Source organism: Blautia sp. MSK.20.85, from assembly GCF_013317245.1.
Classification (GTDB): Bacteria; Bacillota; Clostridia; order Lachnospirales; family Lachnospiraceae; genus Blautia_A.
This window is the reverse complement of record NZ_JAAIUN010000022.1, coordinates 42,554-60,940: the sequence shown is the minus strand read 5'-3', so window position 1 is coordinate 60,940 and position 18,387 is coordinate 42,554. Positions and strand designations below refer to the sequence as shown.

The 18,387-nt window shown below is 44.0% G+C and carries 18 protein-coding genes; 14 read left to right on the top strand and 4 right to left on the bottom strand.

The window, feature by feature from the left end:
• The 6 genes from G5B12_RS12125 to G5B12_RS12100 all read left to right on the top strand — a co-directional run.
• Positions 1 to 394: RNA-guided endonuclease InsQ/TnpB family protein (locus G5B12_RS12125; RefSeq protein ID WP_304488874.1), on the top strand; the 394-nt coding region annotated here is incomplete at its 5' end.
• Positions 378 to 911 (top strand): hypothetical protein, encoded by a 534-nt coding sequence (locus G5B12_RS12120; RefSeq protein ID WP_174088372.1) that lies wholly within the window; start codon positions 378 to 380, stop codon positions 909 to 911. The genes G5B12_RS12125 and G5B12_RS12120, both read left to right, overlap by 17 nt.
• A 133-nt stretch (positions 912 to 1,044) precedes the next feature.
• Positions 1,045 to 2,058 carry a hypothetical protein gene (locus G5B12_RS12115; protein ID WP_174088371.1) on the top strand — a complete coding sequence of 338 codons (1,014 nt, stop codon included), beginning with the start codon at positions 1,045 to 1,047 and terminating at the stop codon, positions 2,056 to 2,058.
• Positions 2,059 to 2,456: 398 nt separating this feature from the next.
• Positions 2,457 to 2,675, top strand: a complete 219-nt coding sequence (locus G5B12_RS12110) for a DUF3791 domain-containing protein (RefSeq protein WP_021977916.1) — start codon at positions 2,457 to 2,459, stop codon at positions 2,673 to 2,675.
• On the top strand, positions 2,672 to 3,163 hold the full coding sequence (locus G5B12_RS12105; RefSeq protein ID WP_021977915.1) for a DUF3990 domain-containing protein: 492 nt from the start codon (positions 2,672 to 2,674) through the stop codon (positions 3,161 to 3,163). Before G5B12_RS12110 ends, G5B12_RS12105 begins: the two co-directional genes overlap by 4 nt.
• Positions 3,153 to 3,377: a hypothetical protein gene (locus tag G5B12_RS12100; RefSeq protein ID WP_021977914.1), complete on the top strand. Its 225-nt coding sequence runs from the start codon at positions 3,153 to 3,155 to the stop codon at positions 3,375 to 3,377. Before G5B12_RS12105 ends, G5B12_RS12100 begins: the two co-directional genes overlap by 11 nt.
• Positions 3,378 to 3,440: 63 nt before the next feature.
• On the opposite strand, the gene dapF is transcribed toward G5B12_RS12100, so the two are convergent.
• Positions 3,441 to 4,295, bottom strand: coding sequence for a diaminopimelate epimerase (dapF, locus tag G5B12_RS12095; protein ID WP_174088369.1), 855 nt, complete (start codon positions 4,293 to 4,295; stop codon positions 3,441 to 3,443).
• Positions 4,296 to 4,648: 353 nt separating this feature from the next.
• Here dapF and G5B12_RS12090 point away from each other — a divergent pair, with 353 nt between their 5' ends.
• The 4 genes from G5B12_RS12090 (at position 4,649) to nagA (ending at position 8,315) form a co-directional block, all read left to right on the top strand.
• Positions 4,649 to 5,425, top strand: coding sequence for a transporter substrate-binding domain-containing protein (locus G5B12_RS12090; protein ID WP_021977912.1), 777 nt, complete (start codon positions 4,649 to 4,651; stop codon positions 5,423 to 5,425).
• Positions 5,426 to 5,591: 166 nt separating this feature from the next.
• Entirely contained in the window at positions 5,592 to 6,281 is a 690-nt protein-coding gene (locus tag G5B12_RS12085) for an amino acid ABC transporter permease (RefSeq protein WP_021977911.1), read from the top strand.
• Positions 6,268 to 7,011 carry an amino acid ABC transporter ATP-binding protein gene (locus tag G5B12_RS12080; RefSeq protein ID WP_021977910.1) on the top strand — a complete coding sequence of 248 codons (744 nt, stop codon included), beginning with the start codon at positions 6,268 to 6,270 and terminating at the stop codon, positions 7,009 to 7,011. The genes G5B12_RS12085 and G5B12_RS12080 overlap by 14 nt, the downstream gene beginning before the upstream one ends.
• 200 nt (positions 7,012 to 7,211) lie before the next feature.
• Entirely contained in the window at positions 7,212 to 8,315 is a 1,104-nt protein-coding gene (gene nagA, locus G5B12_RS12075; RefSeq protein WP_174088367.1) for an N-acetylglucosamine-6-phosphate deacetylase, read from the top strand.
• Positions 8,316 to 8,491: 176 nt separating this feature from the next.
• On the opposite strand, the gene G5B12_RS12070 is transcribed toward nagA, so the two are convergent.
• Together G5B12_RS12070 and asnA are read right to left on the bottom strand one after the other, a co-directional pair.
• Entirely contained in the window at positions 8,492 to 8,917 is a 426-nt protein-coding gene (locus G5B12_RS12070) for a CBS domain-containing protein (RefSeq protein ID WP_021977908.1), read from the bottom strand.
• Positions 8,918 to 8,965: 48 nt separating this feature from the next.
• A complete protein-coding gene (asnA, locus tag G5B12_RS12065) occupies positions 8,966 to 9,976 on the bottom strand; it encodes an aspartate--ammonia ligase (protein WP_021977907.1) in 1,011 nt (336 codons plus the stop codon).
• Between the two features lie 262 nt (positions 9,977 to 10,238).
• On the opposite strand from asnA, the gene G5B12_RS12060 reads away from it, so the two are divergent.
• Positions 10,239 to 10,796 carry a hypothetical protein gene (locus G5B12_RS12060; protein ID WP_174088366.1) on the top strand — a complete coding sequence of 186 codons (558 nt, stop codon included), beginning with the start codon at positions 10,239 to 10,241 and terminating at the stop codon, positions 10,794 to 10,796.
• 175 nt (positions 10,797 to 10,971) lie between these two features.
• Entirely contained in the window at positions 10,972 to 13,107 is a 2,136-nt protein-coding gene (gene nrdD / locus G5B12_RS12055; RefSeq protein ID WP_021977905.1) for an anaerobic ribonucleoside-triphosphate reductase, read from the top strand.
• A gap of 278 nt (positions 13,108 to 13,385) precedes the next feature.
• On the opposite strand, the gene arcC is transcribed toward nrdD, so the two are convergent.
• Complete coding sequence (gene arcC, locus G5B12_RS12050; RefSeq protein ID WP_021977904.1) at positions 13,386 to 14,318, bottom strand: carbamate kinase; 933 nt, start codon at positions 14,316 to 14,318, stop codon at positions 13,386 to 13,388.
• A 573-nt stretch (positions 14,319 to 14,891) separates the two neighbouring features.
• Between arcC and G5B12_RS12045 the strand changes: the two genes are divergently transcribed.
• Both G5B12_RS12045 and G5B12_RS12040 read left to right on the top strand, forming a co-directional pair.
• Complete coding sequence (locus G5B12_RS12045; protein WP_174088364.1) at positions 14,892 to 16,766, top strand: COG1470 family protein; 1,875 nt, start codon at positions 14,892 to 14,894, stop codon at positions 16,764 to 16,766.
• 153 nt (positions 16,767 to 16,919) lie between these two features.
• Positions 16,920 to 18,386, top strand: a complete 1,467-nt coding sequence (locus G5B12_RS12040; protein WP_174088362.1) for a UDP-N-acetylmuramoyl-L-alanyl-D-glutamate--2,6-diaminopimelate ligase — start codon at positions 16,920 to 16,922, stop codon at positions 18,384 to 18,386.
• The last annotated feature ends 1 nt before the right edge of the window (position 18,387 follow it).

Genomic DNA, 18,387 nt, shown 5'->3' with positions numbered 1-18,387 from the left:
TTGTGCAAAAGAAATGGCTGCAATGAAGAAAACGGAAGAATACGGATTTTTAAAGAAAGTAGATAGTATCGCATTACAACAATCGCTCAGGCACCTTGATACGGCATTTCAGAACTTTTTCAAACAGCCGAAAACAGGTTTTCCACGGTTCAAATCAAAGAAGCGGAATAAAAACAGCTATTCTACGGTCTGCATCAATGGGAACATAACGATATCCAATGGATGTTTGAAATTGCCTAAGATTGGACAAGTCCACTTAAAACAGCACAGGATTATTCCAGAGGAATACAGCCTGAAATCTGTAACAGTAAGTCAGACACCAAGCGGAAAATACTATGTTTGTATACTTTATTATGATTATCATAGGATGGGTATCGGTGGATATTTATTATAGCGTAATCTATACAAAATATGCAAGGTACGCAAGAATCTATAAAAGAAGCTACCGAGATATATACAAACCAGAAAAAGTAAGACAATCCATATTATCTGACTTTGAAAGAAATGCTGCACCAACATCCAAAAAGATATACTGGGATAAAGAAGACCGGAAGTTCTGGGATTTTTATGAAAAGCCAGAAGGAAAAAATCTGAACATCCTTGCTTTTGCAGAAACTTCGATGATAACGAATAAAGATATCTATCAAATAAGAAAAACACTTCGAAAGTTCAGGCGAAGCAAGCAGGAACAAGATCCTGGAATGAAAGAAATATACGGTGTCTTCTGGTTTGATGTGAAAGATATAAGCTGGGGCATGGAAGAGCAGAAGGTAAAGCTCATGCCGCCATTTCTACATTCCAAACAGAAATCTAAATATGTTCGGATGCGTAGGGAGTTGTTGGATATAGTTGAGGTGGTGGAGGAAAAGGAAGAAGAAATTGAAAACGAAACGGGTGATGGCAAGCAGTGAATGTAGATTACTACCGTTTGCCTGATCAGAAATATCGTGGGGGATTACTATGTTTTCTATTGAGTACATAAATATTCCAACATTAATAGCAATACTCGTTATTGCATATCTTATGGATGATATATTTCTTTTTATGAAATTGGGCAATGATACTACAAAACAGCTTATGGCAACTGTAGTAGGGTATATAATTGCTGTTCGAAAGTTTGGATATCTCAGATTTGAACCATTTGCAAACCGTTTTGGGGAAGAGAATCCTTTGTATGCAATGGGATTTATGCGGGAAAAATCTCAGAAATCCAAATGGGCCGCATATCAGAGAGGAATTTTTTTCTGGCAGGCGGTTACGCTGGTACTTGCAATTATGTCCAAAATTGCATTTATATTGTCACAGCGGTTTGTGTTCAGCGATTTTGAAATTGTAGCTGTGTATATGTGCAGCTTTTTACGTATTTCCTGTGTCTCTTTTTTGGTGATTTTGATTGGCTATGTAGTTACATGGAGTTATTATATGATGATCTATCACCGAAGTTTCCGATATTACGCAGGCAGGGATAAAGTCTGGAAGCCATTCAGTTTTGTGGGTCAGGATCATTATTATGTCTGGCCGAATGAGCTGAAGGTTTTACCACGGACCTGTGCAAGTATATATCCATATGAAGAAGATGACCATGTAAAAGAAAATATAAAGAAATCCTGTGTAGCGGATGGCTATGAAAAAGAGCGGGAATTCGATTTTTCAGATCAGGGAAATGCTGTTTTTTATAAAAAAGCGGAGGCCTCAGAAGTCCATATATTGTACGTGATCGAAACAGAAACCTTGAAAGACGAGCATACAAAACAGCTGAATGATTTTTTCGGGGAATTCTGGAAGGAAAATATTGGAAAAGAAGAGAAAAAACAGCCAATATACTTTACATTTGTGATTTTCTGCAGAAGAACAGATTCATTGCTTGCAAAACAGATTCTGGAAGAAGCAAATGGATTGCTCATGTACAGGAACCGGTACCGTCTGGGGGCGATATTCAATGAGAAAAGCAGCGAATTAAATATTAAACAGGTATCCCCCAAGTCACACTACAAAGATATCTACCGCAAAATGTCCGGAGAACTGAGACGCTTTGCAGGGGGAGATGCAGAAATATAACGGAAGTATAATATGCCAGGAGGGAGCTCGTCAGAGCTTCTTCTATTCCATTGTAACCGCAAAATAAAAGAAATAAATTAAGACAAACAAACTATAACTGGGAAAATCTTTTCTGAGGAATGCTTGTATTTCTTGCAGATTGGATTTTCCCTCTTTTATATTGTAGGGGAGAAATATTCAGGTTATAATAAAGAAAACGGCAGTAAAACAATAGAGAATGAGAGGTGATAAGATGTTGACCAATGCAATGAAAGAAGAGAAAAATTCATCCGTTGGTCTGCAGATTTGGATCTCCGGTATGACAGAGTCTTTTCTATTATTGATATTCAGGAAAAAAATATGTAGAAGTGAGGAAGAATTCTTCCGTTTTATCAGAACGTGCAAAAGGAGGAATGCATATGTGTAATAAAAAAGAATTAAGCTTTTCAATATTTATGATATACAGTCTCGCAGATAAATGGAAGATGTCTCCGGCCAAAGTATATAAAATATTAAATTCAACAGGGATTTTAGATGATTACATTATTAAATGTTATGATGTGCTTCATACACAGGGAAAAGAATATTTGGTGGAAGACATTACAGATTTTGTGAAAGAAAAAGGTGTCAATGTATGATTGTATATCATGGATCAACAGAAATTATAAAAAATCCAGATGTAGTTCATTCAAAAAAGTATTTGGATTTTGGCAGAGGATTTTATATTACGACATTCGAAAATCAGGCAAAGAAATGGGCAGTTCGAAAAGGTATGCGACAGAAAAAAACTGCGATAGTTAATGTTTATGAGTTGTCTGAAGAATGGAGTGGCTTTAGAGTATTATCTTTTGAAAAGGAAAATGAAAAATGGCTTGATTTTGTATGTGCATGTAGAAAAGGGCAGTCGCTGAATAAAGAATATGATATTATCATCGGAAATGTTGCGGATGATGATGTGTTCAAAACCGTAGATATGTATTTTAGAGGATTGTGGAATAAAGAAAAAGTTTTGAATGAATTAAGATATTACAAAATGAATAATCAAATATGTATTGTAAAGCAGGAGGCGTTGGATTGCCTTCTTACTTTCCAAAAGGCATATGAGGTGAATAGTAATGGTAAATAAAAAGCAACTGGAAGAATTTTATAAACAGAATTTGGAAAATGATATTATTAATACAATTTCGGAGATGAAAGGGATTGATTTACGAAAAGCACTTGATATTTATTATTCCAGTAGACTATCTGAGCAGATTTTAAATGACAGCTATGGAATAGAAAATATGGATGCAAAATATCTTGCAGAAGATTTGATAGAAAATGAACCGGAATTATTTTGAAATTAAAAGAGGCAGTTATGGAAATGGAGGGAGCTCCCAAAAGCTCCCTCCATTTCCATTTATTTATTCACCTAAAAACCCAAGATCAATTTCCCCATCAAACACCGTAGTTGCCGGACCGGTCATGTAGATGAGATTTTCGTCTCTTTCCCAGGAGATATTTAAGTCTCCGCCAAGGAGCTGTACGGTTACCGGTTTGCTGCCGTCAACTTTATCGTTGAGGATGGAAGCGACTGTGACTGCACAGGCGCCGGTGCCGCAGGCGAGAGTCTCTCCGGAGCCGCGCTCCCAGACACGCATCTTAACGGTGTGGCGGTCGATCACCTGAACAAACTCGGTGTTGACCCTGTCAGGGAAGCAAACGTGATTCTCAAAGGACGGGCCGATTTTTTCCAGGTCAAGGCTGTCCACATCATCTACGTAGATGATGGCGTGAGGATTGCCCATGGAAACTGCAGTCATATGATACTCTTTTCCGTCAACGGTGATGGGAGCGTTGATCACCTGCTCGGTTTCGGCAACCACCGGGATCTCTTTTGCAGTGAGGATCGGGGAGCCCATGTTGACTTTTACCATGGAAGCCTTGCCATCGCGGATCGTAAGATCTACATATTTAATACCGCTTCTTGTGGCAATGCTTAAAGATGTTTTGTCCACAATGCCGTGGTCGTAGACATATTTGGCAACGCAGCGGATACCATTTCCGCACATGGCGCCCTGGGATCCGTCCAGGTTGTACATATCCATCTCACAGTCTGCGATCTCAGACGGGCGGATCAGGATCAGACCGTCGGAACCGATGCCAAAGTGGCGGTCGCTGACAAATTTCACCACTGCGGCAGGATCTTTGACAGTCTCCTCAAAACAGTTTACATATACATAATCGTTTCCAATGCCGTGCATTTTCGTGAATTTCATAATGATAACCTCCTCTTGTTTCTGAATATTATACTTGGTTTTTCTGTTGGAGCACAAGACCCGCATGGAAAAAACACGCCAGTTTTTTCCAGTTGCTGTCTCTGATAGTATAGTATACTGGATAATTGTTATCGAAAAGTGAATTTTCCCCATGGAATTCCCATAAAATAGAAGGGGAATTTCGGATTTATGGATTTTATGTGCTTGCATTTTGTCAGAAACATGGTATCATAAAACAAAGCAATATGCACGGAGATGCATAATTATGCTGTACATCGCGAAATGCGCTGCTGCATTAAGAGAAAGAAGCAGCCCCTTTCGCGATGTACAAGAGAATTCAGGAGGAAGAAAAAATGAAGAGAAAATTTATGGCACTTGCACTTGCGGCAGCTATGACAGTATCCATGACATCCGCTGTTTTTGCAGCAGATGAGATCAAGAGCGCAGATGATCTTACCGGAAAGAAGATCGGTGTTCAGCTTGGAACTACCGGTGACACCATCGCTACAGATATCAAAGATGCAACAGTAGAGAGATATAATAAAGGTAACGATGCAGTAATGGCTCTGAAACAGGGCAAGATCGACTGCGTGGTTATCGACAGCGAGCCGGCCAAGAAGTTCGTTGATAAGAATGATGATCTTAAGCTTATCGATAACGTATTTGATAAAGAGGAGTATGCGATCTGTATTTCCAAGGACAACACAGATCTTACCAAAGAATTCAACGACGCACTGAAAGAGCTTAAGGATGACGGAACACTGGATTCCATCAGAGACAACTACATCGGTGATGATGCAGGCAAGACTCCATATGAGACTCCGAAGGATGCAGATCATTCCAAGGGAACTTTGACCATGGCAACGAACGCAACATTCCAGCCATATGAATATTATGACGGAGATAATATCGTAGGTATCGACGTTGATATCGCACAGGCAATCTGTGATAAGCTTGGATACGATCTGAAGGTTGAGGATATGGAATTTGATGCCATCGTAAATGCAGTAAAATCCGGAAAAGCTGACTTTGGCGCAGCAGGAATGACTGTAACAGAGGATCGTAAGAAGAGCATTGATTTCACAGATCCATATACAACCGCAGAGCAGGTTATCATCGTACAGAAATAAATTAACTCAATAAATTGCTTGGCAGTTTACTGAGTTATGAGCAAGTAGCGAATGCGGATCGCGAATATCCGCTTGACGAAAAATTACAAAAATTACACGCAGGTTCCGGATATCCGGGGGACTTTTCCGGATTTCGGAACCTGTAGTTTTGGAAAGGGTGGAAATTTTGAGTCTTATTGAACAGTTTCAGTTTAATTTTCTGGACGACAGCCGCTGGCAGTTTATTGTATCCGGTCTGAAAAACACCATCATTATTACATTCTTTGCGGTGCTGCTTGGCGTTTTTCTGGGATTTCTGATTGCCATTGTCCGTTCCACACATGATAAGACGGGGAAACTTAAGATCCTTAATGTGATCTGCAGAGTTTACCTGACTGTGATCCGTGGAACACCAACCATGGTACAGCTGCTGATCGTTTACTATGTTATTTTTGCTACCGTAGATCCGGGTAAAGTGATCGTTGCCATCATTGCGTTTGGAATGAACTCCGCAGCATATGTGGCAGAGATCGTCCGTTCCGGTATCATGTCCATTGATCAGGGACAGTTTGAGGCAGGACGAAGCCTTGGACTTAACTATACACAGACTATGACCAAGATCATTCTTCCACAGGCCGTAAAGAATATCCTTCCGGCACTTGGAAATGAGATGATCGTACTTCTGAAGGAGACCTCCATCAGTGGTTACATCGGTCTTACAGATCTGACCCGTGGCGGAGATATCATCCGAAGCCAGACCTACAGTGCCCTGTTCCCGCTGCTTGCAGTAGCGGCAATTTATCTTGTGATCGTTTGTTTCCTTACATACCTTGTAGGAAGACTTGAGAGGAGGCTGAGAAACAATGAGCGTAAGTAATGAGGTACTTCTTGACGTGCAGGGACTTCAGAAGGCCTACGGCAGCAATCAGGTCCTTAACGGGATCACCACACAGATCCGTCGCGGTGAAGTAGTAGCCATCATCGGACCGTCCGGCTGTGGTAAATCCACATTTCTCCGTTCGCTGAATCTTCTTGAGGAGCCAACCGGGGGAAAAATCCTTTTTGAGGGAACTGATATCACAGATCCGAAGGTAGATATCAACCGTCACCGACAGAAGATCGGAATGGTATTCCAGCAGTTTAATCTCTTTCCGCATAAAACCGTAAAAGAGAATATCATGCTGGCACCGGTAACTTTGAAGCTGATGAGCAAAGAAGAAGCAGAGAAAAAAGCTCTGGAGCTTCTCAAGCGTGTCGGACTTCCGGACAAGGCAGATTCTTATCCGGACATGCTTTCCGGTGGACAGAAGCAGCGTATCGCCATTGCAAGATCCCTTGCCATGAACCCGGATGTGATGCTGTTTGATGAGCCTACATCCGCACTTGATCCGGAGATGGTCGGAGAGGTTCTGGAACTGATGAAGGAGCTTGCAAAATCCGGTATGACCATGGTTGTGGTAACTCATGAGATGGGATTTGCCCGCGAGGTTGCAACCAGAGTTCTTTTCATTGATGAGGGAAAGATCCAGGAGGAGAATTCCCCGAAGGAATTTTTTGCCAATCCAAAGAACAAGAGACTTCGTGAGTTCCTTTCAAAAACCTTATAAATTTCAATTACTGAAAACTGATATTTTCCATATCTGGTACAAAATTGCCGGAGGAAAATATCAGTTTTTTTCTGTATGACAGATTTTAAGATAAAAATGTGCTATAATGAACAATCAGAAAGAAAAGTGATAAAAGGGGAAATATGGAGTCTGATCAGTGAAAAGGACTTTTATAAAAAACAATGGAGAGGGAAAAAACTATGATTATTCGAAATGGAAATGTTTTTCAGGAAGACGGCAGTTACCGGAAGATGGATCTTTATGTGGAAAATGGCAGAATTGTTTCCAGTGAGGAGGAAGTATCTGATAAAGAAGAAATTGACGCTTCGGGCCTGAAGGTTCTGCCGGGACTTGTGGATATTCACAGCCATGGTGCTGTGGGACATGATTTTTCAGATGCAGATGCCACCGGCCTTAAAAAAATCCTCAAGTATGAGAAAGCACATGGAATTACTTCCTATTGTCCTACATCAATGACACTTCCGATGGAACAGCTGATCCGGATTTTTGCTTCCGCGACAGAAGTGGAGCAGGATGACAGCAGTGCCAGGATCGTGGGCCTGAACATGGAGGGACCGTTTTTGGATCCTGCGAAAAAGGGGGCACATGTAGAGGAATATATCCGCAAACCGGACATCAGATTTTTCCGGGAATGTCAGGAAGCTTCCGGCGGAATGATAAAGGTTGTGACTGTGGCTCCGAATATGGAAGGTGCAGAGGCGTTTATTGAAGCACTTAAAGATGATGTGGTGATTTCCATCGGCCATACAGGCGCGGATTACGACTGTGCGGCAAAAGCCATGGAAAAGGGTGCCCATCATGTAACTCATCTGTACAATGCCATGAATCCGCTTGGACACCGTGCGCCTGGTGTGATCGCGGCAGCGGCAGATGATCCGCTGTGTATGGCAGAAATGATCGGAGACGGGATTCATATTCATCCGGCTATAGTAAGAAATACATTCCGGATGTTCGGGGAAGAACGGATCGTACTGATCAGCGATTCCATGATGGCAGCAGGAATGGAAAACGGTGTTTATGAGCTGGGCGGCCAGAAGGTTATCATGAACAACCGTAAAGCAGTTCTTGAGGATGGCACCATTGCCGGTTCCGCAACCAACCTCTATGAATGTATGCAGTGCGTGATCGCAATGGGCGTGCCGGAACATACAGCGATTTTTGCAGCTACCAGAAATCCTGCAAAGAGCATTGGCATCTATGGAGAGGTGGGTTCTCTTGTGCCTGGAAAACGTGCGGATATGGTACTTGCAGATGAGAAGCTGAATATCGTGAGAGTGATCTGATGAAGGTCTGAGTGAATCAGATAAAGAATGGCACAGAAACTGCAAAACTGTTGCCTGAAGTGAAAATGTCTGTCTGAATAAAATATGGCTCCGGTTCCCGGAAAGCGGAATGAGAATGTTCGCTTTATGCCGGGAACCGGAGCCTTGTTTTTGTTGTTTGGCGCTGGTGGCTGAGTTTATTCCTCAGCAGCGCCCTGTGCGGCTTTCATTTCGTTGTAACAGTATTTGATGATAGATTTTCTGGTTATGATTCCGATAAAGGCTCCCTGGTCGTCCACAACCGGCACAAAGTTCTGATTGATGGCGCGGTCCAGGAGATCTTCCATATTGGAATCTGCGTGGACCGGTTTATAGGTGGCACGGCGTGGGATTGCCATGATGGGAACGCCCTCTGTTTCCTTGATGTCGTGAATGTCTGCCCGGCGCATGCCCCAGAGAAGGTCGCCCTCTGAGATGGTGCCGAGATATTTGCCGTCCATGGTGAGAATGGGAATACAGGAGTACTTGCGGTGCTCCATTTTTTCAAGGGTCTGGCGAAGGGTCTCATCTTCGAAGATGTAGGCGACTTCGCTTTTGGGAATCAGAAAAAACAGAATGTTCACGTTATTACCTCATTTCCGCAAAAATTATAAATAAATCTGCAAGATGTTTTAGAGAAGCTGAAGTCCGTGTGCCTCTGCAGCATCTGTGATTTCTTTTGGCCAGAGAGATACATGTACTTCTCCGATGTGCGCTTTACGCAGGAAGAACATACAGATTCTGGACTGTCCGATACCACCACCGATGGTGTACGGAAGCTCTTTGTTCAGGATGGCTTTCTGGAAAGGAAGCTCTCTTCTGTCATCGCAGCCTGCTTCTGTAAGCTGGCGGTCAAGCGCAACCTCGTCAACACGGATTCCCATGGAGGAAAGCTCAAGTGCAATGTCAAGTACCGGATAGTATACAAGGATATCACCGTTCAGTTCCCAGTCATCGTAGTCCGGGGCACGTCCGTCGTGGCGCTCTCCGTTTGTGAGGGTTTTTCCGACTTTCATAAGGAATACGGCACCTTTTTCACGGACGATCTTGTATTCACGTTCCTTTGGTGTGCAGTCCGGATACATGTCAAGAAGCTCCTGCGTTGTGATGAAGAAGATGTCTTTCGGAAGGATTTCTTCGATGTAGTCGTACTGTACAGCCATGTATTTCTCAGTTTTACGAAGGACACTGTAGATGGTGCGTACGGTCTCCTTGAGAGTTTCCATAGTGCGCTCTTCCTTGGAGATGATCTTTTCCCAGTCCCACTGGTCTACGTAAACAGAGTGGATATTGTCCAGATCTTCATCGCGGCGGATCGCTACCATATCTGTGTAGAGGCCTTCACCGTGAGAAAAACCATATTTTTTCAGAGCGTAGCGTTTCCATTTCGCAAGGGAGTGTACGATCTCGGCATTGCTGCCTTCGATAGCCTTGATATCAAAGCTTACCGGGCGTTCTACACCGTTAAGGTTGTCATTAAGGCCGGATTCCGGTGCTACAAATGTTGGAGCGGATACTCGGAGAAGATTAAGCTTCTGGGAGAGTGTCTGCTGGAAGAAATCTTTTACTGTTTTGATCGCAATCTGTGTGTCATGGAGGTTGAGGTCTGCATGATAGGTTGCGGGGATTGTGATTGTGTTCATTATCGGCTCCTCCTGATGATTTTTGGGCTTATTGCTCTGTGGGGTATTATAGCAGAAAATGGCCAGGGTGGCAATATAAGGAGATGTGAAGTCCGGTCCCGGACCAGGGAAAAATACTGGGTATTGAGAGCGTGATATGATATACTGAATGTAAATTGTGAAGCGATCGCATTCAGGGACATACAGCAGGAAAGAATGCGAATGTCCGATTGATAAAAAGAAATGTGAATGTCCGTTTTAACGGACAGAATGGAGGGAGTTTATGGCAGGTGAGAAGTGTCAGGTTTGTGGCGGCAGGGTTGTAAATGGCAGGTGTTCGCTGTGCGGGATGCCTTACAGAAATGATGAAATACTCTACCATCTTAATGAACCCCGGGATGTACATTACAGGCATGCTTCCGCAAAAGTGCGGGATATGATGCGACAGTATGGACAAACTGTGGACAAAACAGCACAGCGCGGCGGCAGAGTGAACCGGAGTACAAATATGGGCCGGAATACGAATGCAGGCCAGAATATGAATACGGGCCGGAATATGAATACAGGCCGGAATGCAGGTGCGAACCGGAATCCAAATGGAAATCGAAATACAGGAAATGCAGCTGCAACTGTAAGGAAGACCGTACCGGCAGGTAACACCATGAATAAAACAACGGCAGACAGGAACCGTACAGAAGTTCCAAACCAGGGGAAAAAGCAGCAGAACGAAGGACGGAAAAGAAACAGTATAAGCTGGATCATATGGCTTATAGTGGCACTGGTTGCTTTGTTTCCCCAGTTATGGGATTTTATCGTAGAATGGATCAGAATGAATTTGTAAGAATATTTCCGCAGTGAGATCATGCGGTGCTAAGAGTCTGTATTTTCTTGTATACAGAAATACCCCTTTTCTTTTCCTCCCAGCTGTGGTATACTCATGCCTAGCACAATATATAGAAAAAAACCAAGATATAGAGAATAACAATACTATATATAGTATTCGGGAGAGATGAGTCATGTTATATGTGATTAAGAAAGACGGAACAAGAGAGGAGTTTAATCCTCAGAAAATCGTGGCTGCCGTAAATAAATCAGCAGAGCGTATCCTTTATACTTTTTCCGATGAGGAGAAGGATTTTATCTGCCGTTTTGCTCAGGAGCATGCGGATTCCCTTGGGAAAAATGAGATCGAGATCCAGGAGATGCACAACATCGTGGAGGGTGCACTGGAGCGGGTGAATCCTGCAGTTGCCAAGAGCTACCGCGATTACCGGAATTACAAGCTGGATTTCATCCACATGATGGATGACGTTTACACCAAGAGCCAGGCCATCCGCTACATCGGTGATAAGAGCAATGCCAATACAGACAGTGCGCTTGTTGCAACCAAGAGAAGCCTGATCTTTAATGAGCTGAACAAGGAGCTTTACCGGAAGTTCTTTATGAACCGTAATGAGCTTCAGGCATGTAAGGACGGTTATATTTATATTCATGATCAGTCTGCACGTCTGGATACTATGAACTGCTGTCTGTTTGATGTGGCAGCTGTTTTAAGCGGCGGTTTTGAGATGGGTAATGTCTGGTATAATGAGCCGAAGACTCTGGACACAGCCTTTGATGTTATGGGCGATATCATCCTCAGCACAGCGGCGCAGCAGTACGGTGGTTTTACCGTTCCGGAAGTTGATAAGATCCTGGCACCGTATGCGAAGAAGAGCTATGATAAATATATTTCCGAATTTCTGAAATACTCCGATGAGAGCTGGAGCGGCCGCGAGGAACGTGCGATCGAGTATGCCCTTGACAAAGTCCGCAGGGATTATGACCAGGGATGGCAGGGAATTGAGTATAAGCTGAATACGGTTGGTTCTTCCAGAGGCGATTATCCGTTTGTTACAGTAACACTTGGTCTTGGAACTGAGCAGTTTGAGAAGATGTGTACGGTTTCTCTCCTTGAAGTTCATCAGGGAGGCCAGGGAAAAGCCGGACATAAGAAACCGGTACTGTTTCCGAAGATCGTATTCCTCTATGACAAAGAGATCCACGGTCCTGGAAAGTGCTGTGAGGATATTTTTGAGGCTGGTGTGGAGTGCTCCTCCAAGACCATGTATCCGGACTGGCTGTCCATGTCCGGAGCAGGCTATATTTCCAGCATGTACAAGAAATACAAAAAAGTCATCAGCCCGATGGGATGCCGTGCTTTTTTAAGTCCGTGGTATGAGCGTGGCGGCATGGAACCGGCAGATGAGAATGATACGCCTGTTTTTGTGGGCCGTTTTAACATCGGTGCGGTAAGCCTTCATCTTCCGATGATCCTTGCCAAGGCCAGGGCGGAGAGCAGAGATTTCTATGAAGTTCTGGATTTCTATCTGGAAATGATCCGTAATCTGCATATCCGTACGTATGAGTATCTGGGACAGATGCGTGCGTCTACCAATCCTCTTGCCTACTGTGAGGGTGGTTTCTACGGTGGACATCTGAAACCGAATGAAAAAATCGGCAAGATCCTGAAGCCGATGACAGCTTCCTTTGGTATTACAGCACTTAATGAGCTGCAGGAGCTTTACAATGGAAAATCCATTGCAGAGGATGGTGCGTTTGCTCTGGAAGTCCTGAAATATATCAATGACAAGGTAAATCAGTACAAGAAGGAAGATGGCTATCTTTACGCAATCTACGGAACACCGGCAGAGAGTCTCTGCGGCCTTCAGGTAGAACAGTTCCGTAAGATGTACGGAATCATTGAGGGTGTTTCTGACAGACCATATGTGAGCAACAGTTTCCACTGCCATGTAACCGAGGATGTAACCCCGATCGAGAAACAGGATCTGGAGGGTCGTTTCTGGGAGCTTTGCAATGGCGGTAAGATTCAGTATGTACGTTATCCGATCGGCTACAATAAAGAAGCCATCCGTACATTGATCCGTAGAGCCATGGATCTGGGGTATTATGAGGGCGTGAACCTTTCTCTCGCATACTGTGATGATTGTGGTCACGAGGAGCTGGAGATGGATGTGTGTCCGGTCTGCGGTTCCAGAAACCTGACGAAGATCGACCGTATGAACGGATATCTTTCCTACAGCCGTGTTCATGGAGATACCCGTCTGAATGAGGCGAAGATGGCGGAGATCGCTGAGCGAAAATCCATGTAAAATGGCCGGACAGATTGGCAGAGGAACCGTTCTCTGATGCGGAGCCAGGCAGTAAAGTATGGATTTTTGATGCCTGTCTGAACGGATACAGATTAAGACATAGATTATAAAAATACACAGATATGGCATTATGCGCTGTATCTGTGTTTTTTTGCGCCAGTTTTCCGGTATAAAAAATATCCCGCAGAGCTGCTGGCAGGATCAGCAGTTCTCTGCGGGATATTGTCATGGCAAAGTGGATATTTATATTTCACTTTATATTCTGTGTTTATAGATAATTATTTAATGATGGTTCCTGTTTTCTCACAGTATCCGTCTTTGGCGTGAGCCATATCGGTGATGATGGTACGGCGTCCGGTGCCTTTTTCAACGAAGGAAACACCTGCTTCTATCTTCGGAAGCATGGAGCCTGCAGCGAACTGATCGTCTGCAATGTATTTCTTCGCATCTTCTGTGGAGATGGTATCCAGATAAGATTCCTGATCGGTGTTGTGGTTAAGGCTTACCTTTTCAACACTTGTAAGGATCATCAGAGTATCTGCGTTCAGTTCCTCTGCAAGAAGTCCTGCTGCACGGTCCTTCTCGATGATAGCACTGGCACCGTTCAGCTGGGTACCCTGCTCAAGAACCGGGATTCCGCCACCGCCTGCTGCGATAACGATCTGCTCTGCCTGGGAAAGAACCTTCACGGTCTCGATCTCCACGATCTTCTGTGGCTTCGGTGCTGCAAGGATTCTTCTGTACTGTCCTTCCCCTACTTTTGTGACGAAGTTTCCTTTTTCTTCCTCGGCTTCTGCTTCTTCTGCATTCAGGACACGACCGATGATTTTCTCCGGTTCGGAAAATGCTTCATCATATGGATCAATGACAACCTGTGTGAGAATGGTGCTGACAGGTTTATAGATTCCTCTGGAAATAAGTTCCGCACGAATGGCGTTCTGAAGGTCATAGCCGATATAACCCTGGCTCATGGCAGAACATACGGACATTGGTGCAAATGTATAATCAGGATGTGCCTTGCCGAATTCATTCATTGCGGTGTGGATCATCCCTACCTGCGGACCGTTGCTGTGGGAGATTACCACGCGGGTTCCCTCTTCAACCAGGTCTGCGATTGCCTTGGCTGCAAGTCGGGCGGCTGTTTTCTGCTCAGGAAGTGTGGTACCAAGTGCTCGGTGGCCTAATGCAACTACTACAGTTTTTTCGCTCATAGGAAATACCTCATTTCTCTTTAAAATTGGTTACTGTTCAATAGTAACGAGTATTATATTTCATTATAAAAGACCTATGTTGGAAATGCAATAGAATTTTAGATGAATACGGTTTACAGATAGTTGTCAGGCCGTGAATTTTCAGACAAGGAAAAACCGCCTGATTCGGTCAGGCGGTTCATTTCCTACTATTTTTTGAGGGGGGAGATAGAGAGTGGTTTTTCATCTATCCAAGACCTATTATATAGAGGAAATATGTTTAAATTATGTCGGCAATCTAAAAGAAATCGAAAATTTATAAAGAAAGTTTAAACAAACTTTATAATTTTTATATCTGGTTGCGCCCATTTGAGGAATGTGCTACATTGAAAGAGTCTAATTTCCGCGCTCTGCGGAATGTATTCACGCATCAGTTCGATGCAGAAATCCTATTTTTACTGATAAATATTGTTTTTCTGACGGTTATGCACCGTTTTGCCGGGGAGGGATGCCTTTGTCTGTGGAAAAGTAAGCTTCTGTTAAATGTGAATGTGTAAAAGATAATGCCATAGCAGGCAGAAATGGAGAATTGAAATGAAAAACAGAATATGGAAACAGATAAGGAGAACTTCAATTGCAGCTGCAACTGCGGGAACTGTACTGGTGGGAAATATTCAGCCGGGAACCGTTTTGGCATCTGCATTTCAGTCAGGGCCGAACCCGAAAGTGGAGCAGAGTTGTTTCTGGACAGACAGAGAGAAGGGAATGGCAGAGCTGGATATCCGGATCACGGGATTAAAGGATTGGATAATGGAGAGAAGGAATTCGGATGGCAATGAGAACCTGTCGGAAATAACAGAACCGGAAAATGAGCAGGAAATGGAGGAAGAAGATGAGTACATGGAGGAGCTGGCATCCGGGAAAACAGTATACGAAGAGAATGAAACGCAGGAGGAAGAGAGTGAGGGCTCACAGGAGGGAACGACGTCCGGAGGAGAAGATGTAGAGAATGAAAGCTCTGCCATGATACTGGAAAACGAAGAAGTCACGGAAGAGGATCAAAATCCGGAAGAAACGGAGGAAATGCCAGAAGAAGAATCGGAAGAGGAATCCGGGGAAAACAAAAATCCTGACGTGGAACCGGAACCAGTGACCTGCGTGGTGTATGTCTCGGAATATTTTTCCCCGGAAACAACATCACTTCCGGAAAATGTACAGACACAGCAGATACCGGTGAAAAATCAGAAAGGCGAAGATACGGAAATCACAAAACTGGTATATAAGATAGAAACGGAAAATTTCCATGAGGAATCTATTTTGCTGCAGATTCCGCTGTCTCTGCGGGAAGAATACAGATATCCGGTGGAAGAAACCAGTTATCTGCTGGTGCAGGATGAACCGCTGCAGAAAGACTGTGATGGTGCGGGAACAGCTCTTCTGGTGAAAGAAAACGGAAGTACTCAGATTCTTGCGGAAGGAATTTCTCCAATTCTTACTGTGGAAGCTGCAAAAGCAGATATGATACTTTCTGTAACTTCCGAGACAGAAGAAATGAAAGCCGGAAAAACCATCCGTTATCGGGTAGATCTTGCGAATACAGGGGCTCTGGATCTTGAGAATATCCGGATGACCAGCAGTTTTTCCTGCCCGAAGATTACGCAGCAGTGGGAAGAAGCACAGGGACTTACCGGAAAAGGCTCCAGGGCGGAAGTGACAGAGTTGAAAGCCGGTGAACAGAGGAGTTTTTATATTCTGGCACCGCTTTTAAATGAACAGGAAAAGGATCTGGAGCATAAAGTGGAAGCAGGGGCAAAAGTGAAAGGCCGTCCGGAGGAAACTATCTTTCGGAAGGCGGAGGTGGTCAGTCCGCTGCAGTCTTTGAAGGCGGATTTTTCCGTAAAAAAAACAGCAGACCGGGAAAGCGCAGCTCCAGGAGAAACCGTGACGTATCAGATCTGTATCATAAATACAGGGGAAAAAACACTGCATTCGGTTGTTGGAACAGAACGTTTTCAGGCAGAGGGAATTGAAGCACAGTTTGTGGAAAAGGAAGGCATTAGGTTAAACAGCACCAGAACCAAGGCACTGATCCCACAGATAGCGCCAGGAGAAGCCGTGTCACTTCAGGCAACGGTAAAGATTCCGGAAAAAACCGTAAACCAGAAACTTTTTAACCAGATCTCTGTGACAAGTAAGGAAACCGGTGAAAAACAGGTGACTGCATCCGCAGAGATTACTGTGGAAGGAAAAGCCACCCAAGCGCTGGAAACAGAGATGATCTCAGAAAATGGAGAGCCGGATTCCACATCTGTACAGGAAGGAATGGCAAGAGAGGCCTCCACACATCCGAAAACAGGAGATGATACAGTTACAGAACTGCTTGTTCTACTTGCACTGACAGCTGCAATCACAGCTCTGGGGGCTTTCTGGCTGCACCGAAAATATGCCGGAATGCGAGAGAAAAAGTGATGTTTCAGGCGTTGGGCGCACCGTAAAGAAACGTTGAAAACAGGGGGCAGGTGTGCTATTCTATATGGTATGTACATAAAACAAGAATAGTATGCCTTCCCGTATTCTGACCGCGAAGCGACAGCAGGGATACGGGGAAATGGAGGAGAAAAAATGAAACTTTTATCCTTATTGGAACATCTTGAATACAAATGTCTTCAGGGAAGTACAGACCAGGAAGTTTCTTCTGTTGTTTATGATTCCCGTAAAGTGGAAGAGGGAAGCCTTTTTATCTGCATCCGGGGCGCTGTAGTAGACGGACATAAATTTGTGCCGGATGTTGTGGCAAAGGGAGCCAGAACTCTTATTGTGGAGGAACCTGTGGAAGCTCCTTCTGATGTAACGGTAATTCAGGTGAAGGATACCCGTTATGCCATGGCGTTTATTTCCGCTGCATGGTTCGGACATCCGGCAGAGAAACTGAAAACCATCGGAATCACAGGAACAAAAGGAAAAACCACAACCACCTATATGGTAAAATCCATCCTTGAGAATGCCGGATACAAGGTAGGCCTTATTGGAACTATCGAGGCGATTATCGGAGAAAAACATATCCCGGCTGCCAATACCACACCGGAGTCCTACATGGTACAGAAATATTTTCATGATATGGTAGAGGCAGGATGTGACGCGGTAGTTATGGAGGTTTCTTCACAGGGACTGATGCTCCACAGAACCCAGGGATTTGTCTTTGATTTTGGAATTTTCACAAATATTGAGCCAGATCATATCGGACCGAATGAACATAAAGATTTCGATGATTATCTTCACTGTAAATCCATGCTTCTGAAACAATGTAAGGTTGGTATCGTAAACCGTGATGATGAACATTTTGAACGTATTATCGATGGCCATACCTGTGAGCTTGAGACATACGGATTTTCTGAAAAAGCGGATCTCCGTGCAGAAGATGCGAAACTGGTGGGAAGAAAAGGATATCTTGGAATTTCCTACCATGTAAAGGGACTTCTTGATTTTCCGGTGGAGATCGATATTCCTGGCAAATTCAGTATTTACAATTCCCTGACAGCCATCGCCATCTGCCGTCATTTCAAAGTATCTGAAGAGAATATCATCAAAGCGCTGAAAGTAGCCAAGGTGAAAGGTCGTATTGAGATGATCAAGGTATCCGACGAATTTACGCTGATGATCGATTATGCGCACAATGCCATGGCGCTTGAGAGCCTTCTTGGAACATTGAAGGAATATAACCCGCACAGACTGGTATGCCTGTTTGGATGTGGGGGAAACCGCTCCAAGCTCCGCCGCTATGAGATGGGTGAGGTTTCCGGCAAGATGGCAGATCTCACGATCATCACTTCTGATAATCCACGTGATGAAGATCCTCAGGCCATCATCGATGATATCAAGATCGGAATGGCGAAAACCGATGGTAAATATGTAGAGATCCCTGACCGTAAGGAGGCTATTGCCTATGCGATCCATCATGGAGAACCGGGAGATATCATTGTCCTCGCAGGAAAAGGACATGAGGATTACCAGGAAATCAAGGGTAAGAAATATCCGATGGATGAGAGAGTTCTGATCCGGGAAATCCTGGAAGAAGATCGGAAAGCGTAAT